The organism is uncultured Sphingomonas sp. (assembly GCF_913777625.1).
Classification (GTDB): domain Bacteria; phylum Pseudomonadota; class Alphaproteobacteria; order Sphingomonadales; family Sphingomonadaceae; genus Sphingomonas.
Genome location: NZ_CAJYTI010000005.1, coordinates 82,503 through 104,448, shown reverse-complemented (window position 1 = coordinate 104,448; position 21,946 = coordinate 82,503). Strand labels below are relative to the sequence as shown.

General features: G+C 68.3%; 19 protein-coding genes. 13 read left to right on the top strand and 6 right to left on the bottom strand.

Going from position 1 to position 21,946, the window contains the following annotated elements:
- The first annotated feature begins 84 nt into the window (after nucleotides 1-84).
- The 3 genes from QZ814_RS02810 to ribA all read left to right on the top strand — a co-directional run bounded on the left by QZ814_RS02810 (nucleotide 85) and on the right by ribA (nucleotide 2,773).
- The gene (locus QZ814_RS02810; protein WP_294329561.1) at nucleotides 85-696 is read left to right on the top strand and encodes an outer-membrane lipoprotein carrier protein LolA; all 612 of its coding nucleotides are present in this window, start codon (nucleotides 85-87) and stop codon (nucleotides 694-696) included.
- 239 nt (nucleotides 697-935) lie between these two features.
- Nucleotides 936-1,718: an exodeoxyribonuclease III gene (locus QZ814_RS02805; RefSeq protein ID WP_294329559.1), complete on the top strand. Its 783-nt coding sequence runs from the start codon at nucleotides 936-938 to the stop codon at nucleotides 1,716-1,718.
- A complete protein-coding gene (gene ribA / locus QZ814_RS02800; protein ID WP_294329557.1) occupies nucleotides 1,715-2,773 on the top strand; it encodes a GTP cyclohydrolase II in 1,059 nt (352 codons plus the stop codon). Before QZ814_RS02805 ends, ribA begins: the two co-directional genes overlap by 4 nt.
- Nucleotides 2,774-2,857: 84 nt before the next feature.
- On the opposite strand, the gene QZ814_RS02795 is transcribed toward ribA, so the two are convergent.
- Nucleotides 2,858-3,556: an HAD family phosphatase gene (locus tag QZ814_RS02795; protein ID WP_294329556.1), complete on the bottom strand. Its 699-nt coding sequence runs from the start codon at nucleotides 3,554-3,556 to the stop codon at nucleotides 2,858-2,860.
- Nucleotides 3,553-4,206 carry a YggS family pyridoxal phosphate-dependent enzyme gene (locus tag QZ814_RS02790; protein WP_294329555.1) on the bottom strand — a complete coding sequence of 218 codons (654 nt, stop codon included), beginning with the start codon at nucleotides 4,204-4,206 and terminating at the stop codon, nucleotides 3,553-3,555. Before QZ814_RS02790 ends, QZ814_RS02795 begins: the two co-directional genes overlap by 4 nt.
- 22 nt (nucleotides 4,207-4,228) lie before the next feature.
- Here QZ814_RS02790 and QZ814_RS02785 point away from each other — a divergent pair, with 22 nt between their 5' ends.
- Nucleotides 4,229-4,750, top strand: a complete 522-nt coding sequence (locus tag QZ814_RS02785) for a thiamine phosphate synthase (protein WP_294329575.1) — start codon at nucleotides 4,229-4,231, stop codon at nucleotides 4,748-4,750.
- 1 nt (nucleotide 4,751) lies between these two features.
- Here QZ814_RS02785 and QZ814_RS02780 read toward each other — a convergent pair whose 3' ends face one another.
- Nucleotides 4,752-5,483, bottom strand: a complete 732-nt coding sequence (locus QZ814_RS02780; protein WP_294329554.1) for a hypothetical protein — start codon at nucleotides 5,481-5,483, stop codon at nucleotides 4,752-4,754.
- A 207-nt stretch (nucleotides 5,484-5,690) separates the two neighbouring features.
- Here QZ814_RS02780 and QZ814_RS02775 point away from each other — a divergent pair, with 207 nt between their 5' ends.
- From QZ814_RS02775 to QZ814_RS02755, 5 genes are all read left to right on the top strand, one after another.
- Complete coding sequence (locus QZ814_RS02775; RefSeq protein ID WP_294329553.1) at nucleotides 5,691-6,128, top strand: DUF3576 domain-containing protein; 438 nt, start codon at nucleotides 5,691-5,693, stop codon at nucleotides 6,126-6,128.
- 13 nt (nucleotides 6,129-6,141) lie between these two features.
- Nucleotides 6,142-8,679, top strand: coding sequence for a leucine--tRNA ligase (gene leuS / locus QZ814_RS02770; protein ID WP_294329552.1), 2,538 nt, complete (start codon nucleotides 6,142-6,144; stop codon nucleotides 8,677-8,679).
- A complete protein-coding gene (gene lptE / locus QZ814_RS02765) occupies nucleotides 8,676-9,179 on the top strand; it encodes an LPS assembly lipoprotein LptE (protein ID WP_010542679.1) in 504 nt (167 codons plus the stop codon). Before leuS ends, lptE begins: the two co-directional genes overlap by 4 nt.
- Nucleotides 9,176-10,198, top strand: a complete 1,023-nt coding sequence (gene holA, locus QZ814_RS02760) for a DNA polymerase III subunit delta (protein ID WP_294329551.1) — start codon at nucleotides 9,176-9,178, stop codon at nucleotides 10,196-10,198. Before lptE ends, holA begins: the two co-directional genes overlap by 4 nt.
- Before the next feature lie 184 nt (nucleotides 10,199-10,382).
- Complete coding sequence (locus QZ814_RS02755) at nucleotides 10,383-13,139, top strand: glycosyl hydrolase 115 family protein (protein ID WP_294329550.1); 2,757 nt, start codon at nucleotides 10,383-10,385, stop codon at nucleotides 13,137-13,139.
- Here the strand turns inward: QZ814_RS02755 and QZ814_RS02750 are convergent.
- Complete coding sequence (locus tag QZ814_RS02750; RefSeq protein WP_294329549.1) at nucleotides 13,115-13,993, bottom strand: PEP-CTERM sorting domain-containing protein; 879 nt, start codon at nucleotides 13,991-13,993, stop codon at nucleotides 13,115-13,117. The two genes, QZ814_RS02755 and QZ814_RS02750, sit on opposite strands and share 25 nt — an antisense overlap.
- A gap of 94 nt (nucleotides 13,994-14,087) precedes the next feature.
- Here QZ814_RS02750 and dinB point away from each other — a divergent pair, with 94 nt between their 5' ends.
- Nucleotides 14,088-15,173 carry a DNA polymerase IV gene (dinB, locus tag QZ814_RS02745; RefSeq protein ID WP_294329548.1) on the top strand — a complete coding sequence of 362 codons (1,086 nt, stop codon included), beginning with the start codon at nucleotides 14,088-14,090 and terminating at the stop codon, nucleotides 15,171-15,173.
- On the opposite strand, the gene QZ814_RS02740 is transcribed toward dinB, so the two are convergent.
- Entirely contained in the window at nucleotides 15,170-17,251 is a 2,082-nt protein-coding gene (locus QZ814_RS02740; protein WP_294329547.1) for a radical SAM protein, read from the bottom strand. The two genes, dinB and QZ814_RS02740, sit on opposite strands and share 4 nt — an antisense overlap.
- A 183-nt stretch (nucleotides 17,252-17,434) precedes the next feature.
- Between QZ814_RS02740 and QZ814_RS02735 the strand changes: the two genes are divergently transcribed.
- From QZ814_RS02735 to QZ814_RS02725, 3 genes are all read left to right on the top strand, one after another.
- A complete protein-coding gene (locus QZ814_RS02735; RefSeq protein WP_294329545.1) occupies nucleotides 17,435-18,382 on the top strand; it encodes a YihY/virulence factor BrkB family protein in 948 nt (315 codons plus the stop codon).
- Nucleotides 18,383-18,446: 64 nt separating this feature from the next.
- Nucleotides 18,447-20,810 carry a hypothetical protein gene (locus tag QZ814_RS02730; protein WP_294329544.1) on the top strand — a complete coding sequence of 788 codons (2,364 nt, stop codon included), beginning with the start codon at nucleotides 18,447-18,449 and terminating at the stop codon, nucleotides 20,808-20,810.
- A gap of 73 nt (nucleotides 20,811-20,883) precedes the next feature.
- Nucleotides 20,884-21,108: a DUF3072 domain-containing protein gene (locus QZ814_RS02725; RefSeq protein WP_294329543.1), complete on the top strand. Its 225-nt coding sequence runs from the start codon at nucleotides 20,884-20,886 to the stop codon at nucleotides 21,106-21,108.
- Between the two features lie 10 nt (nucleotides 21,109-21,118).
- On the opposite strand, the gene kdsA is transcribed toward QZ814_RS02725, so the two are convergent.
- The gene (kdsA, locus tag QZ814_RS02720) at nucleotides 21,119-21,940 is read right to left on the bottom strand and encodes a 3-deoxy-8-phosphooctulonate synthase (protein ID WP_294329542.1); all 822 of its coding nucleotides are present in this window, start codon (nucleotides 21,938-21,940) and stop codon (nucleotides 21,119-21,121) included.
- Nucleotides 21,941-21,946 lie beyond the last annotated feature (6 nt).

Sequence of the window (21,946 nt, the reverse complement as noted above, 5' to 3'; positions counted from 1 at the left end):
GATCGAATCGGGCTGGGTACGGGTTCACAGCCCGTTCAAGCCCCGCCCGCTATCCGGGCGACCAGTAATTCGGAGACAATCCCCGTGTTTTCCCGTTCTCTCGCCCTGTCGGCGCTCGCCGCCCCGCTGCTCGTTGCTGCCGCCCCCGCACCGGCCCCGGAGCTCGCGCAGGTGGAGGCGCATCTGCGGGCGGTCAGCACCATGGTCGCGGATTTCAGCCAGGAGGACCGCAACGGCCGGGTCCTCACCGGCACGATGACCCTCAAGAAGCCCGGCAAGATCCGTTTCCAGTACGAAAAGGGCGTGCCGCAGCTGATCGTCGCGGACGGCAGCAGCCTGTATTTCATCGACTATCAGGTTCGGCAGGTGCAGCGCTGGCCGGTGGGCAACTCGCCGCTCCGCGTCCTGTTCGATCCGAGCAAGATGGAAAGCTATGCGAGCGTGAAGCCCACGGCCGACCCGCGGGTAATCTCGGTCGAGGTGCATGATCCCAAGAAGCCGGAGTACGGCCGTATCACCATGGTCTTCCAGAAGGATTCCGCAGCGCCTGGCGGCCTGAAGCTCCAGGGCTGGGTAGCGCTCGACGCGCAGAGCAACCGCACGACGATTCGCCTTACCAACCAGCGGTTTAACGGCGCGGTGGCCGATTCCGCCTTCCGCTGGACCGACCCACGCCCCCAAGGTCGCACACATTAATTGTTGTTGAGTGCAATCGTTCATCCAAGCGACAGGTTCGTTCAGCTATCACGCGATGGCGGATGGGGTTTTGCCCGGGATTTTTCCCCCTGTTGCCCGGGCCTGTATCCCCTTCCCGCCTGCGTGACGAACGCTAGGTCGGCCCTCGCTCCATTGCCCCCGGAGCGGGGGCCTTTCCTTTTCCGCCCGTCGTCGATGATACACTGGCACTTCGCCGCGGAGTTGCTACATCGGCGCGCGTGAAGATCGCCTCCTGGAACATAAACTCCGTCCGCTTCCGCCTGCCTATCGTCGAGCAGTTCCTGCGCGAGGAAGCCCCCGACATCCTGTGTCTTCAGGAGACCAAGGTGATCGACGGGGATTTCCCCGAGGCGCCGTTCCGCGCGATGGGCTACACCCACATCATCAAGCACGGCCAGCGGATGCACCACGGGGTCGCGATCCTGAGCCGTGTGCCGGTTACCGAGGACGATCGACTCGACTGGCAGGCCAACCAGGAAGCGCGACACGTCGGCGTGCGACTGCCGAACGGGGTGCGGCTCGAGAATGTCTATGTTCCCGCCGGCGGCGACGTGCCCGACCGGGAGGTGAACCCCAAGTTCGGACAGAAGCTCGATTTCGTGGCCCGGATGACCGAATGGTCGGAAGCGCTCGACGTGTCGACCATCCTCACCGGCGACTTCAACATCGCCCCGCTCGAATCGGACGTGTGGAGCCACAAGCAGCTGCTCGACGTGGTCAGCCATACGCCGATCGAGGTCGAGGCGCTGGGTCGGCTGCAGGCGGCACATGGCTGGGTCGATCTGGGCCGCACGTTCATCCCGGCGCCGGCGCGCTGCTTCACCTGGTGGAGCTACCGCGCGAAGGACTGGGCCGCCTCCGATCGCGGGCGGCGGCTCGACCATATGTGGGCAAGCCCCGAGGTTGCGGCAAAGGCGACAGCGCACAAGGTGTGCGAGCCGTGCCGTTCCTGGCTCAAGCCCTCGGACCATGTGCCGATCGTGACGGAGTTCGACTTTTGACGCGTGCCCGCGCCGCCGCCGAAGCCGTGGACGCGCTGCGTCGCGGCTGGCCGATCTCCATTCGCGGGGCGGAAGGCACGCTGAAGCTGCTCGCGGTCGAGACGGGCGACGGGGAGCGGCTCGCGGCGTTCGATCCTGCGGCTACGGCACCAGTCCTGCTTTCGGCCGGGCGGGCCGCGACGTTGAAGCTTGCCAACCAGCGCGATGCGGCGACGCCCGACTCGCCGGTACTGGTCGAGCGCGTCGACTGGCTCGACTTCGATGCGGCGACCGCGCTCGCCGATCCGCAGTTCGATCTCGCGACCCCGCTGAAAGGTCCCTTCCGCGCCATTCCCGTGGTTCAAGCGGATGCCGCCGCGGCAGCGCTGCGCCTGGCCCGGATTGCCGGGCTGCTGCCGGCCTTCTTCGTTCTGGAGGGCGATGCGGCGGATGCGATCACCCTTGCCGACATCGATGCGCATGAGGATGCCGATCGCCTGCGCATCGTCGGCCGCGCGCGGCTGCCGGTCGAGGCGGCCGAGGATGCCGAGATCGTCGCCTTCCGCACCGACGAGATGCCGGGCGAGCATATCGCGCTGCTGATCGGCCAGCCGAACGGCGAGGCGCCGCTGGTGCGGCTCCACAGCGAATGCCTGACCGGCGACATGCTGGGCAGCCTCAAATGCGATTGCGGGCCGCAGCTCAAGGCGGCGATCGCGGAGATTTCCAAGAGCGGCTGGGGCATCCTGCTCTATCTGCGCCAGGAAGGCCGCGGCATCGGCCTGATCAACAAACTGCGCGCCTATGCGCTGCAGGATCAGGGCTTCGACACCGTCGATGCCAACACCCGGCTCGGCTTCGCGATCGACGCGCGCAACTTCCGCGTGGCAGCGCGGATGCTGACCCTGCTCGGCCAGCCGCGCATCCGGCTGCTCACCAACAACCCGCAAAAGGTGGAGACGCTGCGCGCCGCCGGGGTGGACGTGCTGGAGCGCGTGCCGCACGTGCTGCCGGCGAACCCGCACAATGCACGGTACCTCGCGACCAAGCGCGACCGGACCGGGCACGAGTTCTGATCTCCCTCGTGCTCCTGCGAAAGCAGGAGCCTAGGATAGCGTAGTACCGAACAACCCTGGGCTCCTGCTTTCGCAGGAGCACGGCTACGCAATCAGCCGGGCGACCTCGTCGAAATCGTGCGCGATGTACTGTACGCCGAGTGCCTTGAGCCGCTCGCCATGATCTGCCGCGCAATGCGCGCCCGCGCATAGTCCGATCACCGTCGCGCCCGAAGCCACCGCGCCCTTCACACCCACCGGCGAATCCTCGAGGATCACGCACCGCTCGATCGGTACCCCGATCGCCGCAGCCGCGTGGAGATACAGGTCCGGCGCGGGCTTGCCGTTCGCCACATGCTCGCGGCCGCTGAACAGCTTGTCGCCGAACATCTCGCGCACCCCCAGATGGCGGAGATGGGTATCGAGCCAATGGGTGGGACTCGACGACGCGATCGCCTTGGGCAGATCGGCGGGCAGGCGTTCGAGGAAGCGGAGCGCCCCCGCCACCGCGGGCAGGCCTTCTTCCAGCACCCGCGCATCTTCCTCGGCACGGGCGGCGTGGAAATCCTCGGGCACCGGGCGGCCGATCCAGCGCTCGATCGCGGCGAGGAAGTCGTGCCCCGCCAGCCCCATGAAATGCGCCATCGAATGTTCGGGCGTGGTCGGGTGGCCGATGGCGGTCAGATAGTCGGCGACATGCTTGTTGCCGGCATATTCGCTTTCCAGCAGGACGCCGTCGAAATCGAAGATAATCGCGTCGAAGCGGACCGACAGCGTCTTCGGCATGCGCGCCATCTCGTTCATGCCCGCTCTCCGAACAGCGCCGTGCCGACGCGGACATGCGTGGCGCCGAGCGTCACCGCCGTCTCATAGTCGCTCGACATGCCCATGCTGAGCCCGGCGAGGTCGTGCTCGCGCGCCAGCTTGGCGAGCAGCGCGAAATAGGGCGCGGCTTCAAGCCCCGCCGGCGGTACGCACATCAGGCCCGCGACGGGCAGCGCGGCAGCCTTCGCCTCGGCCAGCAGCGCGGGCAGCTCGGCCACCGGGCAACCGCCCTTCTGCGCCTCGTCGCCGATATTGACCTGGAGGAAGCAGGCCGGGCGGCGGTCTGCCTTGTCCATCGCCTTGGCGAGCGCCGTCACCAGCGAGGGGCGGTCGACACCATGGATCGCATCGAACAGCGCGACGGCCTCGTCCGCCTTGTTCGATTGCAGCTGGCCGACCAGGTGAAGCGCGATGCCGGAAGTTGTCTCGCGCAACTGCGGCCATTTGCCCTGGGCTTCCTGCACGCGATTTTCGCCGAACACGCGCTGGCCGGCGTCGATCAGCGGCTGGATCGTTGCGGCGTCGTGCGTCTTGGAAACGGCGATCAGGGTGATGTCGGCGATCTTGGCGGCGCGGGCGATCGCGGTCTGCACCGCGGCGAGCCGCTGGCTGGCATCGTCTTGAAGCATGGGCCGGGCTATAGGCGTGGCGATGTCGACCCGCCACCCCCCAATCCCGCGCCTGTGGCTGATGACCGACCCGCGGCTGGGCGAGCGGCTGTGGGACGCACTGGAGCGGCTGCCGCGCGGCAGCGGCGTGATCTTCCGCCATTACCAGCTGCCGCTGCCCGAGCGCCGGGCGCTGTTCGCGCGAATCGCCAGAGTCGCCCGGCGGCGCGGCCTCCTCCTGCTCCGCGCAGGCGCCGAGCCGATGCGCGGCGAGATGGGGACGCACGGCCGGCGCGGCAGGGGACCTACCACATGGCCGGTGCACTCCCGCCGCGAGGCGATAGCGGCGATCCGCGCGGGCGCGGACGCGCTGCTGGTATCGCCCGTTTTCCCCACCCGCTCGCATCCGGGAGCGCCGGTGCTGGGCCCGGTGCGATTGGGACTGCTCGTTCGCGGCCTCGACCTACCGGTGATCGCGCTGGGCGGAATGACCCCGCACACCGCCCGACGCTTACGACCTATGGGAATTCATGGCTGGGCGGCGATCGACGCCTGGGCCCGCTGACTCAGAAGCGGAAGGCGGTGCCGATATAGATCGACTGGCTGTCGCGACGACCTTCGTCGTTGAACTGGATCAGTCGATCCCGCTCGCTCTTGTAGCGCACGCCCGCGGTCACATCGAGGCGGCGCGAGATCGCGTAGGAGCCGCCGATATCGAGCGAATAGCTCGGCTTGTCGCCGATCAGCACCGGCGTGCCGGCCAGCGGCTTGTCCTCGCTGGCGGCGATGCGGCCGCTCACGCGCTTGCCGGCATAGCTGACGGCGACCTCGGAGCGATCGCGGCTGCCCGGCTGGAGGCCCGCCATGTCGATATGGGTCACATCGCCCGAGACGGCGAAGCGACGCCAGCCCACTGCGACGCCCAGATTATAGGCGATCGGCGCGAGGCTGACCGAGGCCGGCTTGGCCGCAGGCAGACGCGACGCGGTTTCCACCGCACGGTTCGAGGCAGCGCGGACCGCAATGGTCACGCTGCGATTCGATCCGGTCCGCGATTCGGCGGGGGTGAAGCGGAAACCCGCCCCGTTCATCCCGCTGCGCGCCAGCACGGCGGCGAGCTTGGGATCGGCTGCGGCGGGGGTGAAGCCCCCGGCTGCGTGGAGCGTCATCGGTGCGGGGCGAACGGCCGCCTTGAGCGTGCGGTCTCGTTCCTGGGCCTGGAGCGTGGGCGCGACGAAGAGGCCGGCGACGCACAGCGCCCCCACCCCAAGTCCCGACATCCAACGTACCAAGCGCATTTGCATACCTCTCTAATGATGGCCCCTACCATGGAATCAAAGCGACGTTCCACCGGTGACAGCAATTTTCCCGGAGTGTTGCACGCAACCCACAGAATCGTACCAGCCGCAACCAATCAGGGACCAGCGCGTCGCGCCTTGCTCCCGCCACATCCCGCCCTATAGATGCGAGCACTCATCCCTTGCCCGCTAGGAAGTACGACGTCCATGAACCGCCTGTTGCGCTTTGCGATCCTGGGGTCGCTCGCTGTCTCCGCCGCCGCCTGCAGCCATCACAAGAAGGGTGTCGACGCGGACCTGGCGGCGTCGAAGGTGACGACGATCGGCGTCAACGCCTATCTGTGGCGCGCCACGCTGGACACGCTGAGCTTCATGCCGCTGCTCCAGACCGATTCGAACGGCGGCGTGATCGTCACCGACTGGTATGTGAACCCCAACGTCCCCACCGAGCGGATGAAGGTGACCGTCACCGTGCTCGACCAGGATCTGCGCGCCGATGCGCTGCGGGTCGCGGCGCTGCGCGAAGTGAACCGCAACGGCGCCTGGGTCTCGGCCCCCGTGCAGGCCGCCACCGTCCAGAAGCTCGAGGACATCATCCTGACCCGTGCACGCGACCTGCGCCGCGCGGCCGTCGCGACCAACTAATCGGAATCCCAATATGGCGTCTCGCTTCAATCCCTTGAAGGCGGACGCGGCGTGGCAGAAGGCGTGGGAGGAAAACCGCACCTTCGCCGCCCGCGACGATTCGCCCAAGCCCAAGTCCTATGTGCTCGAGATGTTCCCCTATCCCTCGGGGCGCATCCATATGGGCCATGTGCGCAACTACACGATGGGCGACGTGCTGGCGCGCTTCCGCCGGATGAAGGGCATGGAAGTGCTCCATCCGATGGGCTGGGACGCCTTCGGCATGCCCGCCGAAAATGCCGCGATGGAAAAGAAGGTCCATCCCGGCGCCTGGACCCGCCAGAACATCGCGACGATGAAGGCGCAGCTCAAGCGCCTCGGCTTCGCGCTCGACTGGACGCGCGAGATCGCCACCTGCGAGCCGGACTATTACGGCCAGGAACAGGCGCTGTTCCTCGACCTGTATGAAGCAGGTCTCGTCTACCGCAAGGAAAGCGCAGTCAACTGGGATCCCGTCGACATGACCGTGCTCGCCAACGAGCAGGTCATCGACGGGCGCGGCTGGCGCTCGGGCGCGCTGGTCGAGCGGCGCAAGCTCAACCAGTGGTTCCTCAAGATCACCGATTTCGCCGACGACCTGCTCGAAGGGCTGAAGGGCCTCGAGCACTGGCCGGACAAGGTGAAGCTGATGCAGGAAAACTGGATCGGCAAGTCACAGGGGCTGACGTTCCGCTTCGCACCGCTGGTGCCGCTCATGGAGTCGATCGAAGTATATTCGACGCGTCCAGACACCATTTTCGGCGCGAGCTTCCTTGCCATTTCCGCGGATCATCCGATTGCGCGTGAAGTCGCTTCGCGTGATGCTGAAGCCGCCGCATTCATCGAGCGCTGCAAGCAGGGCGGCACGACCGCCGCGGAATTGGATACGCAGGAAAAGCTCGGCTACGACACCGGCTACGAAGTCCTGCATCCCTTCGACAGCGGCTGGACCCTGCCCGTCTTCATCGCGAACTTCGTCCTGATGGATTACGGGACGGGCGCCGTCATGGGCGTGCCGGCGCATGACCAGCGCGACTTCGAGTTTGCGACCAAATACGGTCTCGAAATTCGTCGGGTTGTGTCGGATGGCGACAAGACCGACGCCAAGTTCCAAGAGAGTGAGGCCTATACCGGGCCCGGCACGCTGGTGAACTCGCACTTCCTCGACGGCCTCGACGTCGTCGACGCCAAGCGCGAAGTCATCCGCCGCGCCGAAGAGGGCGGCTGGGGTACCGGCAGCACCGTCTGGCGCCTGCGCGACTGGGGCGTGAGCCGCCAGCGCTATTGGGGCACCCCGATCCCGATCATCCATTGCGAGAATTGCGGCTCCGTCGGCGTGCCCAAGGAGCAGCTGCCGGTCTCGCTGCCCGAGGACGTCTCGTTCGACGTCCCCGGCAACCCGCTGGACCGCCACCCGACGTGGAAGCATGTCGACTGCCCGAAATGCGGCAAGCCCGCGCGGCGCGAGACCGACACGCTCGACACCTTCGTCGATTCGAGTTGGTATTTCCTCCGCTTCGCCAGCCAGCCCTCGGACAAGCCGTTCGACAAGGCGGTGGCCGAGCAGTGGCTGCCGGTCGGCCAGTATATCGGCGGCGTCGAGCATGCGATCCTGCACCTGCTCTATGCGCGCTTCTTCACCCGGGCACTCCGCCATATCGGCCGCATCGACGTGGCCGAGCCGTTCGCCGGGCTGTTCACGCAAGGGATGGTCACCCACGCCAGCTATTATCAGCTGGAGGAGCATGAGGGGCTGGAGCGGAAGGTGTATTTCGAGCCGACCCAGGTCTCGTTCCGCGCCGATGGCTCCGCCTATCTGACCGACACCGGCGCCGAGGTTACCGTCGGCCGCGTCGAGAAGATGTCGAAGTCGAAGAAGAACACCGTCGACCCGACCGAGATCGTCGACCAGTACGGCGCCGACGCGACCCGCTGGTTCGTGCTCTCCGACAGCCCGCCCGAGCGCGACCTGGAATGGAGCGAGAGCGGCATCGAAGGCGCCTGGCGCTTCGTCAACCGGCTGTGGCGCCTGTTCGACGGGCTCGAAGCAGCAGAGGGCGAGGACAAGGATCTCGACCGCAAGCTTCACCGCACCATCGCGGGCGTCGCCGAGGACATCGAGGCGCTGACCTTCAACAAGGCCGTTGCCAAGCTCTACGAGCTGACCGCGGCGATCGAGAAGGCCAGGCCCTCCGCCTCGCGCACCGCCGCGATCCGCGCGCTGGTCCGCGTCGTGGCGCCGATGGTGCCGCATATCGCCGAAGAGGCCTGGGCCGCGATGGGCGAGAGCGGCATGATCGCCGATGCCGAATGGCCCGCTGTCGATCCGGCGCTGCTGGTCGACGACGAAGTGACGATCGCGGTGCAGGTCAACGGCAAGCTGCGCGATACGCTGGTGATGCCGAAGGGCGCGGCCAAGGATATCGTCGAAGCCGCGGCACTTGCATCGGACAAGATCGTTCGGTCGCTCGAAGGCAAGGCGCCGCGCAAGATCATCGTGGTGCCCGATCGATTGGTGAACATCGTCGCATGAACAAGTCCGTCGCCCTGCTCGCCCCCCTTGCCCTCGCGCTGTCCGCGTGCGGGCTGCATCCGATGTACCAGGGGGGCAGCGGCGGTGCGGTCGCGACGACGCTCTCGGCGGTCGAGGTCGCGCCGATTCAGGGCCAGTCGGGCTGGCTCGTCTCGAACGCGCTCAAGGACCGGCTGGCGAACAATGGCGGCGCAGCGGCCTATCGGCTCGAAGTGAAGCTCGACGACCAGATCATCGGTCTGGGCGTGCGGCGCGACGACTCGGTCTCGCGCGAGCGGCGGACGCTGCGCGCGCGCTACCAGCTGATCGACCTGCGCAACGGCCAGGTGGTGCTCGATGCCACTGCCGGTTCGGATGCGGGCATCGACGTGGTCGGCTCCGAATATGCCACGATCGCGGCCGAGAAGTCGGCGCTGGAGCGGCTTTCGGGCATCGTCGCCGACCAGATCGTCGCGCGGCTGGCGCGGACGGTGCGCGAAGGCGGCGCGCGGCCCAAGTGAAGGCCAATGCGGGCCAGATCCGCGCGGCGGTAGACGCGCCCAGGCCCGATACCCGCCTCTATCTGCTCCACGGCCCCGATGAAGCGGGCGCCGCCGATCTCGCCCAGCGGCTCGGCAAGGCGCTGGGGCCGGACGTCGAGCGGATCGATATCGACATGAAGATGCTGCGCGACCAGCCCGGGCTGCTGGCCGACGAGGCGGCGTCGCTGTCGCTGTTCGGCGGCGCGCGGTACATTCGGGTTTCCAACATCGAGGAAGGCGCGGCAGAGGCGATCGCGCTGTTGCTCGGTGCCGAGCGCGCGGGCAACCCGGTGGTGGCGATCGGCCCCAACCTCAAGGCGAGCGGCAAGCTGGTAAAGGCGGCGATCGCCGCGCCGAGCGCGATGGCCTTCGCCTGCTACGTGCCCGAAGGCGCGGGCGCGGCGCAGCTGGCGGGCACGATCGCCCGCGAGCATGGCCTGCGCCTCACCGGCGACGTCCCGCACCGGCTGGCGCTCGCCTCGGCGGGGGACCGCGCGGTGCTGACCCGCGAGATCGAGAAGCTGGCGCTGTTCCTCGACGCCGATCCGGAGCATCCGCGCGATGCCGATGGCGCGGCGCTGGACGCGATCGGCGCGGACCTGGGCGAAGGCGAGTTGTTCGGGGCGATCGAGGCGGTGCTCGACGGGCGCGTGGCCGAAGTCGGCGAGGAGCTGGCCAAGCTCGGCGAAGGCGGCGGCTCGGCGATTCCTTTGATGCGCCAGCTGGTCCGCCGGCTGATGACGCTGGCCGAGCTGCGCGCCGAGATGGACCAGGGCGCCAGCGTCGACGACGCGATGGAGCGCCACCGTGTCTTCTTCAAGGAACGCCCGGCGACCGGCCGCACGCTCCGCCGCTGGGGAGCTCCGCAGATCGCCCGGGCGATCGAGCGGGTGCGGACGGCCGAACGGGCGATGATGTCCTCGGGCAGCGCGGGGGAATTGCTCGCCGAAGTGGAGTGCGTCGCAATCGCCCGGGCGGCGGCACGGGCCAAGGGCTGACAAGATCCTGCCTGGCACGGGGAAGGGGACCGCCGCCGCAGGCGGTGGTGGAGGGGGACCTCCACACAGGACGTCCCTCGCTGCAATCCCCCTCCACCAAGCCGCTACGCGCCTTGGTCCCCCTCCCCGTTCCGGGGAGGATCTGGGGATTCCCTTCCGCCGCTGCCCATGCTTCAAGCGCGGCATGCGCTATTTTGCCCTCCCCGTCCTGCTCGTCCTGCTCGCCCTCCCCCTCGCCGCACATGCCCAGCAGGCGGTGCTGTTCGACGGCCGCACCACCGCCGCGATTCTCCATGACGACGCCACCTCGGCAAGGCTGGCCGGCGAACTGCTCGCCCGCGACATCGGCAAGCGCGCCGGCAAGACCCCGCTGGTAGCGAGCGATCTCGCCGCCTGCGGCAAACTCTGCGTCGTCATCGGCCAGAAGGACTCCGCCCTCGTCCGCGCCGTGGCCGACGATGCGAAGGTCGATCTCGCCGCGCTGAACGGCGAGTGGGAACGCTATGTCCGCGTCCTCGCGCCGTCGAAGCAGCATCCCGGCCGGTCCTACCTGCTGATCGCCGGCTCGGACCCGCGCGGCGCGATCTGGGGCACGGTGGACCTCAGCCGCGCGATCGGCATCTCGGCCTGGGAATGGTGGGCGGACGTGCCCCCGCGCCATGCCGACCGGCTGGTGGTCGACGGCCGCCGGCTGCTTTCCGACGTACCTTCGGTCCAGTATCGCGGCATCTTCCTCAACGACGAGGATTGGGGCCTGCAGCCCTGGGCGGCCAAGACCTACGAGCCCGAAACCGGCGATATCGGGCCCAAGACCTATGCCCGCGTGTTCGAGCTGATGTGGCGCCTGAAGGCCAACCTGATTTGGCCGGCGATGCACGAGAGCACCAAGCCCTTCTACCAGATCCCCGGCAATGCCGAGATGGCCAAGGCCTATGGAATCGTCGTCGGCACCTCCCATGCCGAGCCGATGATGCGCAACAATGTGCGCGAGTGGAGCGAGAAGACCGAGGGGCCGTTCAACTTCTTCACCAATCGCGACCGCATGGTCGACTATTGGCGGCGCCGCGTGGACGAGGTGAAAGGCTTCGAGAACGTCTACACGATCGGCCTGCGCGGCAAGCACGACTCGGCGCTGGAAGGCGCGAAGAGCCCCGAACAGGCGCTCGCCGCCACCACCCAGGCGATCGACCTGCAGCGCGGCTTGCTCGCAACTGCGCAGGGCAAGCCAGCCGATCAAATCCCGCAGGTGCTCACCCTCTACAAGGAAGTGCTCGACGTCTATCGCAGCGGGCTCAAGGTGCCCGAGGACGTGACGCTCGTCTGGCCCGAGGACAATTACGGCTATCTCGGCCAGCTGCCCACCGCCGCCGAGCGGACGCGCAAGGGCGGCTCGGGCCTCTATTACCACATCAGCTATTGGGGCCGGCCGCACGACTATCTGTGGCTGGCGACCACCCACCCCGCGCTGATCCGCGAACAGCTCGACCGGGCGTGGCAGACCGGCACGCGGAAGCTGTGGGTGGTCAATGTCGGCGACATCAAGCCGGGCGAAGTGCTGGCCAGCTACTTCCTGGATGTCGCCTTCGACACGAAACTGCTGAACAAGCCGGTGCGCGCGCAGCTGTACGACTGGGCCACGACGCAATTCGGCGCGCAGGGCCCGGCCGTCGGCGACGTGCTGATGGACTATTACGACCTCGCCTGGGAACGGAAGCCCGAGTTCATGGGCTTCAGCACCGTCGAGCCAGAGACGCCGATCCGCATCGGCGACTATGTCCGCACCGGCGGCGACGAGGCGGAAGCGCGGATCGCACGCTATCAGGCACTGCTCGACAAGACCGAGGCGCTGGCCGCAGCCATGCCCGCCGATCGCCGCGACGCCTTCTTCCAGCTGGTGCTCTATCCCGTCCGCGGCGCGGCCAAGCTCAACGCGCGCAACCTCAAGCTCGATCTCGCCGCGCTCTATGCCCGTCAGGGTCGCGCGAGCGCCAATGCCCTCGCCGACCAAGCCCGCGCCGCGCACCAGACCATCGTCGCCGACACCGCCGCCTACAATGCTCAGAACGGCGGCAAATGGCGCGGCATCATGGACATGGCGCCGCGCCAGCTGGCCGTGTTCGCCGAGCCGACCTACCCCAGGATCGACCTCGCACCGGTCGCCCCCTGCGGCGCCGATGCCCGAGCGCTCGCCTTTGCGCCCGGCAAGCCGGAGACCCGGTTCATGACGGTGTACGGCAAGGGTGCGGTGAGCAACTGGAAGGTCGAGGGGCTGGAAGGCGTCGACCTCTCCGCCCGTTCCGGCCGGCTCGATGCGAGCAACGGCTACGAGATGCGCGTCGCCGTGAAATATGACGGCAAGGGCGCCATCGCTGCGGGCAAGATCCGCTGCAACGGCGCGATGGTCTATCTGGAGCCGGTGCTCCAGCCCTTCCCCGCCGGCGACGCCACGCCCGAGGTGAACCACATCCTTTCGCTCACCCCGGCGGACCTGGCGCTGGCGGACACGCCCTGGGAGCGGATCGACGAACTAGGCTCGCGCGGCGCGGTATTGCGCAGCAAGCTCGACCTGCCCTCCAGCGATCGTGCCGACGCTACCGCCCCGCTCGTCCTGCCCTTCGTGCTCGGCAACAAGGGCGATGCCGAGCTCAAGATCGTCGCCCTGCCGGTCCATGCCCTCACCTCGGCCAACAAGCTTCGGATCGGCGTGCGGGTGGACGGCGGCGCGATCACCGTGCTCGATTACGAAACCCATGGCCGTAGCGACGAGTGGAAGGCCAATGTGCTCTCCAACACTGCAGTGCGCAGCCTCAAGCTCGGCCTGCTGGCCGCAGGCGCACACAAGATCGAGGTCTTCGCGATGGACCCGGGTTTCCTGCTCGACCGGATCGACGTGCGCCTCGACGGCGCGCCCGACTATTACGGTGCGCCGCCGACCCGCTGAGCCGCCAGCTCGGCGGCGGCGACGTCGCGCAGCTTTCGGGCGACATCGGGGTTGATCCCCAGATCCTCGGCAGCGCGTTCGCGCGGGCCGAGGCTGCGCGGGTCGCGGCCGGTGATCGCCCCGAACTCGACCAGCGCTTCCAGATAATAGCCCTCGGCGCTGGCATGGTACTGGTCCCAGGTCCACAGGCTGAACTGGCCCCAGGCGAGGCCGTCATAGGGATTGGCATCGGCAAAGCCGTCGCGGATCGCGCGGTTCCAGGCGGTGCCGACCGGCAGCACGCCGTGGATGCCAGTGCCGGGGGCGAGGCCCAGGCGGTTCGCCGCCAGCAGATCCTCGGCCATGCGGTAGATCGACGATCCGTGCCAGTGACCGCCCGGCCGATAGGTTTGGTCGGCGCGCGACCAGGTCGCGACCAGTTCCACCTGCGCCGCCGGATTGCGCGCGTGCACTAGCGCGGCGATCGCGCGGGCAGCGGCGAGGTGGCGGGTGGGATCGCCGGGATGCTCTGCGTCCAGCGTGCTGAAGCCCTGCAGCACCACCACATCCCAGCGCCGGTCGATCAGCGCGCGGCGATTGGCGAGGTGCCAGGCCAGATCCTTGCCGGGCGAGGTCTCCAGGCTCACCTGCCAGTCGAGCCCGGACTGGATCGCGAAGGTCTTGAACAGCGCGGGTACGCCGCCGATGCGCTCGCGGTTCAGGTCGGCCACCCGATCCGGGCGATAGCGCATCACCGGCGAATTGGCGCCGAAGGTGAAGCTGTTGCCGATGAACAGGATGGTCTTCGCCGCCGCAGGCTGCGTCCAGACAAGGCAGGCGAGGAGCAGGGCGAGGCAGCGGGCAAGGATCGGCATGGTATCCCTTCTAGCCGTCGAACCGACCGCTTCACAACGACTTGGCGGCGGAATTACCGTTCCCTATTCGTTCATGTCCCGATATAGCCGGGCCATGGCCCCCCAGCCCGTCCGCAAGATCCTGCATATCGACATGGACGCGTTCTACGCCTCGGTCGAGCAGCGCGACGATCCGAGCCTGCGTGGCAAGCCGGTGGCGGTGGGATCGGCGGCGGCGCGCGGCGTGGTGGCGGCGGCGAGCTACGAAGCCCGCGCCTTCGGGGTGCGCTCCGCCCTCCCCTCGGTAACCGCACTCCGACGGTGCCCGGACCTGATCTTCGTGCGACCGCGCTTCGACGTGTACAAGGCGGTCTCGCAAGCGATCCACGCGATCTTTGCCGACTATACGGACCTGATCCAGCCGCTGTCGCTCGACGAGGCCTATCTCGACGTCACCGAGGATCGCCGCGGGCTCGGCACCGCCTGGGCGACGGCGAAGGAGATCCGCGCGCGGATCCTGGCCGAGACCGGCCTCACCGCGTCGGCCGGCATTTCGTACAACAAGTTCCTCGCCAAGCTCGCCTCGGACCATCGCAAGCCCAACGGCCAGTTCGCGGTGACGCCGGACATGGGCGCCGCCTGGGTCGAGACTCTGCCGGTCTCGCGCTTTCACGGCGTCGGGCCGGTGACAGCGACCAAGATGCAGCGGCTGGGGATCGAGACCGGTGCCGACCTGCGCGCCAAGTCGCTCGACTTCCTCGTCCAGCATTTCGGCAGCAGCGCCGACTGGTACTACCAGATCGTCCGCGGCGTGGACGAGCGGCCGGTGAATCCGAACCGCGAGCGCAAGTCCTCCGGCTCGGAGACCACCTTCAGTCGCGACCTGACCGAGGATGCCGAGATCGAGGCGGCCGTACTCGGTCAGGCCGACGACGTATGGGAATGGTGCGAACGCACCCAGGGCTTTGGCCGCACCGCGACTGTGAAGATCAAATATGCCGATTTCCAGATCATCACGCGCAGCCGCAGCCACCCCGCCCCCATCACCAGCCGCGAACAGCTTCACGCGGCGAGCATCGCCCTGCTGCGGTCGGTGCTGCCCACCCCCAAGGGCATACGGCTGGTGGGAGTGACGGTGTCGAACTTCGATCGCGGCGAGGCCGCACCGTTGCCGTTGTTCGGTGCGGCCGAGACCCCCTAGATTCCGTCGCGGAAATGGCCCACCGGCCGCGGCGGCCCGGGCATATTCTTGCTCGCGCAGTGGCGCTCGGCGCCACCAAGGCAGATCTGGCAGCCGCGGCTGGCCGCAACGCCATGGGACAGCTGCGCGAAGATCCGCAGCGCCTGCGGGCTGGTCAGCGCCGCATGGAGATTGTCGAAGTCCGAGAGCGCGCCGAACGTCGCGGTGCTGTTGAGATCCATACAGCAGAGCCCCAGCCGCCCCGTCGCGAAGATCGCCAGCGAGGGCGTGTCGGTGAAGCCGCAGACATAGTTGCTGAGCAGCTTGTGATCGACGGACCAGCGCGGATCATATTCGAGGAGCAGGTTGGCATAGGTGCTGACCGGCCGTGCCGACATGAACGCATATTGGACCACGCCATTGCCATCCACCCAGCTGAGGATCGGCAGGTGATTGCGGTCGCCCTGGCTGGCTTGCAGGAAGGCGGCATAGATCGCGTCCTGGCTGTTGGCATGGGCGCGAACCTGCGTCTCGTCGCCGACTTCCTCCGCAATGCGGGCGGCGACCGCTTCCCATTTGCGGACGTGGCGCAGCATCCGCTCCGGCGTCTCCGGAAAGGCGCTGCGGGTCAGCTCGTCGACGCGCAGGTCGACGGCACCGTTCGACACCATCTGGTAGAGCCGCAGATGCGCCGGCGCCCGTTCCCGGGCCATCTGGCGCATCAGCGCCGTGACGCGCGCGACCAGCGTTTCATAGTCGCCGATCTTGTGGCTGCGCGTCGCCTCGTAGGATTCCTGGCTGTCGTTGTGCAGCGAGATCGCGATGCCCGACGGATAGTTGCCCGAAAGCTGCTTCAGCTTCTTTTCGACCAGCGTCATGCCGTGCGAGGTGAAGAAGGTCGGGAACGGCAGCTCACGCTCGCGGATATAAGCTAGGATCTCGGCGATGTTCGGGTGCAGCAGCGGCTCGCCATAGGCGTTGAGCTGCATCGAGCCGACGCTGATCGTATCGGCCAACTGGTCGATCAGATCCTTCACCTGCTGGAGCGGCAGCCAGGTACGGGCATCCTCGCGGAACATGTCCGGGCAGAAGGTGCATTTCTGGTTGCAGTGGTTCGTGATCTCCAGCCAGACGATGTCGACATGCGGCCTGCCGCCGCGCATCGGATAGGCGGTGACGGCCGGCAGCCTGGCGGGCGTGATGATGCCCCGCAGCTGGGTAAGCGCAGCGTCCGCTTCGGCCGGATCGAGGAACGCGATTCGCTCCTCCGCAACCAGGCGCGCGAGCAGGTCGGCGGCGGCGGTGGTGACGCCGGGTGCGGCGGCAAGGGCCCAACGCAATCGATGGGCGTCCAGTGCCGACAGCTCCCCCGTGGCCGCCAGCAACGCCGCGAACAGCGCAATCTCCGGCACCAGGTCCATCTTCTCGCCGTCAGCGAGCGGCAGGGAGAGCGCCACCCCCATCGCCTTTGCGGCGGCGCCGATATCGGTTGCAAGGAGAGCAAACCGCACGCGCGCGCGGTGCGCGGCGATGTCCAGCGCGGCCGAATCGATGCGCGCCAGCACGTCTGCGAGGTCGGCGAAGCCCAGATTCGCGGGTGCCAGGTGGGCGCCAACCTCATAGGGGCAGCCGGCCCAGCGGCACCGCGCCACCCATGTGGCGCGCGCCAGACCCGGGCTCGAACCATGTTCGCGTGCCTGGACCAGCAGCGCCGCCGCCTGTTCATGCGCGCCGGCGGACGACAGCAACCCGACCAGGGTGAGCAGCCCCACCTCGTTGAGGGCGGTGATATCGCGCGGCCCTTCCCCGAAGATCCCTTCCAGCGTGAGGTCGAACATCAGCGCGGCCAGCGCCGGCGGCACCGAGGCGATGGCCGCATAGGTTTCGGGCGAGCGCGTGTCGCCGCGAAACCCCTCGGTCACCAATCCCACGACGCAGGCGAGCAGGCGTGTCAGGCCCGGCACCTCGGCGGCGGTCAGTCCTTCGAACGGCGCCAGCGCCGCTTCGATGCCGGCCAGCCCTTCGCGCTCCAGCCGGGCGTGGGCCTGATCCACCGCATCGGCAGCGGGAACGGACGTAAGGATCGACGTTTCGAACATGCTGGGTTTCTCCCCTGTCCGCGTGGCGCTTTCGCCGACCACGCCCCGCGCAGGCGGGCTTTTCCCCATTATAGACCTGTCCCAAGGGAGGACGGTTCGCTGCCGGCGATTCAAGCCCTTTCGGCGCCGGTTTTCCGCGGAACCGCCCTTCCCGCCGCGCGCTTGTCCGTCACAAGCACGGGGATGACGATGGATGCGAAGGGGCGCGATGCGCACAGCCCGTGGGCGATGCCCTGGGCCGGCTGGAAGGCGGTGCTGTGGCGCTGCTGGAATGAGGCCAGCGACGACAATATCGGGCTGATTGCGGCCGGCGTCGCGTTTTACGGCTTCCTCGCGCTGGTGCCGCTGCTCGGCGCGATTGTGCTCTGCTATGGGCTGATCGCCGATACCGCGACCGTGCTGCACGACGTCCGCGCGCTCTCCGCCATCCTGCCGCGCGACGTGGCGGGGGTGATCGGCACCCAACTGCTCGGCCTGGTCCACAGCCCGGATGGCGAAAAGGGCCTCGGCATCCTGATCGCGCTCGCCATCGCGCTGTTCGGCGCGCGCAACGGCGCCGGCGCGATCATCGCCGCGCTCAACATCGCCTATGAGGAAAAGGAGAAGCGCAGCTTCCTCTGGGTGAATCTGACCGCGCTGGCGATTACCCTCGGCGCGGTACTCGCGGCGATCCTTGCAGCCTTGGCGATGACGGCGCTGGGCGCGCTCGACCGGCTGCTGCCCTTTGCCCCCGACGCGCTGCTCGTGGTGGGTACGGTGGTCAGCCATGTGCTGCTGACGCTGGCCGGCGCGGCCGGTGCGGCGGCGCTCTATCGCTTCGGCCCGTCGCGGGCACGGCCGCGCTGGACATGGATCACGCCCGGATCGCTGTTCTCCGCGCTGCTCTGGCTGGCGCTGACGCTCGGCTTCGGCGCCTATGTCCGTTATGTCGGGCGCTTCGATGCGACCTATGGCGCGTTGGGCACCATCGTCGCGCTGCTCACCTGGCTGTATCTCTCCGCCTACATCCTGCTGTTCGGCGCCGAACTGAACTCCGAGCTGGAGCACCAGACCGAGCACGACACCACCACCGGCACGCCGCAGCCGCTCGGCAAGCGCCGCGCCTGGGTGGCCGACAACGTCGCCGATTGAGCACGTACACGGTTCGTCGCGCGAGCGGTGGCACTGCCGGGCTCGCTTCCCGTATAGCGGCGTCATGGTTCGCGTCCCCCTGATCCCGATGCTGCTGGCGTTGCTGTTCGCCGCCGCCCCCGCCCTGGCCCAGCAGAACGCCTTCGACCTGGTCGGCCCGGATCTGAAGCTGCGCGTCACCCGCGCCGGTACGACGCTGCCGATCGGCGCTGTCCCGTCGCTGCAGCCCGGCGACACGGTAACGGCGGAGGCGGCGCTGCCACCCGACCAGTCGGCGCATTATCTGCTGGTCGTCGCCTTTCTGCGCGGCGCCACCAACCCGCCGCCCAAGGACTGGTTCTTCGTCGCCGAAACCTGGCGCAAGAAGAAGAACCGGCTGGAGATCGAGGTCCCCAAGGGCGCCGAACAGGCGGTTCTGCTGCTCGCGCCCGACACCGGCGGCGGCTTCGATGCCGTGCGCGATGCCGTGCGGGGCCGCCCGGGCGTGTTCGTCCGCGCCGCGCAGGACATGTTCCAGGCCTCGCTCGATCGTGCACGACTCGATGCCTTCGTGGCCGCGATCGCACGGATCGGCGAGAGCGCGCCCGAGCGGCTGGCGACCGACGCGCCGGTGCTCGCCAACGCGCTGCGCATCAAGCTCAATGCCGAATGCCTGACCCGGCCGCGCGGCCTGCAGGCGGCGTGCCTCACCCAGAATCGCGACTCGCTGGTACTCCAGGCGCAGCGCGGCACGACGCTGGCCGAGACTCTGACGGGCGCACCGGTGGACCTCGCCTACAGCCTCGCCGCGACGCCCCAGGCGGGCGGCGGCTTCTACAGCCCCTATATCGGGCTGGCACGCGACGTGGCCAAGCTGTTCGGCGCCTTCCGCAGCCCGCAATATCAGTACCTCCCGGCGATCGCGATCGGCCGCGGGGACACGCTGAAGCTGCTGCTCAACAGCGCGCCGTCGTTCCAGAATCCGCGCTCGGTGCTGGTTGCCGCCCTGCCGCCGCTCGGGGCCGCCCTGCCCCCGGTCTGGCAGGCGGGCGGGCCGACGCCCGTGTGCCTGGCGAAGCCCGGGCTCACCCTGCCACTGGAAGACGCGCCCCTCCTCTACGCCACCGATTTCGGCCGTAGCCTGTCCGTGCGGATCACCGGCACCGACGGCAAGAGCCGCGACCTGCCCGTGACGCCGGACGTCGAGAAGGGCGGCGTGCGGCTGGACGGCGCGCTGCCGGCGGATCTCGGCACCGTCGCCAACACGACACTCCAGGGCCGCTGGGGGTTTGACGGCTTTTCGGGCCCGCGCTTGCCGGTGCAGCTCGATGCGATGGGCGCGTGGCACGCGACGCCCGACAGCAAGGTGGTGGTCGGCCGCGACCATCCGCTGGTGCTCCGCGGCGGCGCCGCCTTTTGCGTGAGCCAGATCGCGCTGAGCGACGCAAGCGGCACCCGCACGCCGGTGCCGTTCAAGGTCACCGGCCAGGACGAACTGACCATCACCCTGCCACTCAAGGACGTGAAGCCGGGATCCCTCACCCTCAACATCGCCCGCTTCGGCACCGCCCCGCCCGACACGATTCCGCTCACCGCCCGGCTGGAGGCGAGCCGGCTGGATCGCTTCCTCGCCTTTGAAGGCGATCGCGACGGCGTGCTGGAGGGCGCTCGGCTGGACCAGGTGACGGGACTCGACTGGAAGGGCCTGCACTTCACCGCGGGTACGCTCTCGCGCGGCAGCGAGGGCGACCGGCTGGCGATGACCGCAGAGTCCGCCGTCCCCGCCGGCGATGGCGAGGCGATGATTCGGCTCCGCGACGGGCGAAGCGCCAAGCTTGCGGTGCGCGCGGCGCCCCCCCGCCCCGTCGCCACGGTGTTGAGCCGGGCTGCCGTGTCCCAGCCGGCGAAGGACGGCCTCGCGATCTCGCTGCCGGAGGGCGTATTGCCCGCCGACGCTGCCATCGACTTCTCCTTCCGCGTGACGCGCGGGTCGCTGGGCGACCAGGGCCTGGTAGAGATCACCGGCAGCGACGGACCTGTCGCCAAGCTCCACTTCGCCGATGGCGGCCTGCAGCGCATCGGCAAGGACGTGGTGGTGGCCCATTTCGCGCCGCGTGCGCTGCTCGGGCCCGGGATTGCGGGGCCGCTGCGCTTCCGGCTGGTGCAGGATGGCGCGATCGGCGACTGGCAGCCGCTGGTCGCCGTGGCACGGCTGCCGGTGCTGAACGGGCTGACCTGCCCGGCCGAGGGCACTAGCTGCACGCTGGGCGGGCGCGATCTGTTCGTCGTCTCGGCGTTCAGCGGGAGCGCGGACTTCGCGCAGCCGACACCGGTGCCGCTCGGCTTCGTCGGCACCAGCCTCGCGCTGCCGAAACCGGCGAGCAAGACGCTCTACCTGCGTCTCCACGACGCGCCGGACAGCATCGCGAGCGTGTCGCTACCCGGCTGATCGCCCATCGGCCCGGAACCACCGCCGCGCGCGGATCGTTTTCGAACACAACAGGAACAAATGCGAGGCGATCATGGCAGACACGCTGCACAACCCGAAGCTCGACGCGCACCCCGGCTCGAACACCGAAAAGGATCCCGATGACTGGGTGTCCGGCGACGATCCGATGACCGGCGCTCAGGCCTCCTACTTGACCACCTTGCTCGAAGAAGCGGGCGAGCCGCCGATCGAGGGCACGCTGAACAAGGCGGAGGCCTCGAAGCGGATCGATGCGCTGAAGGAACAGCTCGGCCGCTGAACCCGCAGGCTCAGCCCGCCTTGGCGAGCGTGTCGAACGCCTTCAGCCGGGCGAGCAGCGCCGGCATCTGGTCGAGCGGCACCATGTTCGGGCCGTCGCTGGGCGCGGTGTCGGGATCCTGATGGGTCTCGATGAACACCGCCGCCACGCCTACCGCGATCGCGGCGCGGGCCAGCGCCGGCACGAATTCGCGCTGGCCGCCCGAGCTGGCGCCCTGCCCGCCCGGCTGCTGCACCGAGTGGGTGGCATCGAACATCACCGGGTATCCGGTCTCCGCCATGATCGGCAGCGCGCGCATGTCGCTCACCAGCGTGTTGTAGCCGAAGCTGGCGCCGCGCTCGCACAGGATCACATTCTCGTTGCCCGAAGAGGCAATCTTCCTGGCGACGTTCTTCATGTCCCAGGGGGCCAGGAACTGCCCCTTCTTCACGTTGATCGCGCGACCGGTATGCGCGGCGGCGACCAGCAGGTCGGTCTGGCGGCAGAGGAAGGCCGGAATCTGCAGCACGTCGACCACTTCGGCGACCGGCGCACACTGGCCGGCGTCGTGCACGTCGGTCAGCACCGGGCAGCCGAACGTCGCCTTGAGGTCGGCGAACACCTGCAGCGCCGCGTCCATGCCAATGCCGCGCGGTGCGTCGATCGAGGTGCGGTTGCCCTTGTCGAACGAGCTCTTGTAGATGAAGCCGATGCCTAGCGTGGCGCACAAGGTGGTCAGCGCCTCGGCCATTTCGAAGGCATGGTCGCGGCTCTCCATCGCACAGGGGCCGGCGACGAGCACGAACGGCTTGTCATTGGCGATCTCGACGCTACCAACCTTGACCGTCTTCATTGTCAA

Excerpts from the sequence above, each read along its gene's own strand:
- QZ814_RS02795 (WP_294329556.1), bottom strand. The coding sequence starts at position 3,556 with ATGAACGAGATGGCGCGCATGCCGAAGACGCTGTCGGTCCGCTTCGAC.
- QZ814_RS02790 (WP_294329555.1), bottom strand. The coding sequence starts at position 4,206 with ATGCTTCAAGACGATGCCAGCCAGCGGCTCGCCGCGGTGCAGACCGCG.
- QZ814_RS02785 (WP_294329575.1), top strand. The coding sequence starts at position 4,229 with ATGTCGACCCGCCACCCCCCAATCCCGCGCCTGTGGCTGATGACCGAC.
- QZ814_RS02780 (WP_294329554.1), bottom strand. The coding sequence starts at position 5,483 with ATGCGCTTGGTACGTTGGATGTCGGGACTTGGGGTGGGGGCGCTGTGC.
- QZ814_RS02775 (WP_294329553.1), top strand. The coding sequence starts at position 5,691 with ATGAACCGCCTGTTGCGCTTTGCGATCCTGGGGTCGCTCGCTGTCTCC.
- leuS (WP_294329552.1), top strand. The coding sequence starts at position 6,142 with ATGGCGTCTCGCTTCAATCCCTTGAAGGCGGACGCGGCGTGGCAGAAG.
- lptE (WP_010542679.1), top strand. The coding sequence starts at position 8,676 with ATGAACAAGTCCGTCGCCCTGCTCGCCCCCCTTGCCCTCGCGCTGTCC.
- QZ814_RS02755 (WP_294329550.1), top strand. The coding sequence starts at position 10,383 with ATGCGCTATTTTGCCCTCCCCGTCCTGCTCGTCCTGCTCGCCCTCCCC.
- QZ814_RS02750 (WP_294329549.1), bottom strand. The coding sequence starts at position 13,993 with ATGCCGATCCTTGCCCGCTGCCTCGCCCTGCTCCTCGCCTGCCTTGTC.
- dinB (WP_294329548.1), top strand. The coding sequence starts at position 14,088 with ATGGCCCCCCAGCCCGTCCGCAAGATCCTGCATATCGACATGGACGCG.
- QZ814_RS02740 (WP_294329547.1), bottom strand. The coding sequence starts at position 17,251 with ATGTTCGAAACGTCGATCCTTACGTCCGTTCCCGCTGCCGATGCGGTG.
- QZ814_RS02735 (WP_294329545.1), top strand. The coding sequence starts at position 17,435 with ATGACGATGGATGCGAAGGGGCGCGATGCGCACAGCCCGTGGGCGATG.
- QZ814_RS02730 (WP_294329544.1), top strand. The coding sequence starts at position 18,447 with ATGGTTCGCGTCCCCCTGATCCCGATGCTGCTGGCGTTGCTGTTCGCC.
- QZ814_RS02725 (WP_294329543.1), top strand. The coding sequence starts at position 20,884 with ATGGCAGACACGCTGCACAACCCGAAGCTCGACGCGCACCCCGGCTCG.
- kdsA (WP_294329542.1), bottom strand. The coding sequence starts at position 21,940 with ATGAAGACGGTCAAGGTTGGTAGCGTCGAGATCGCCAATGACAAGCCG.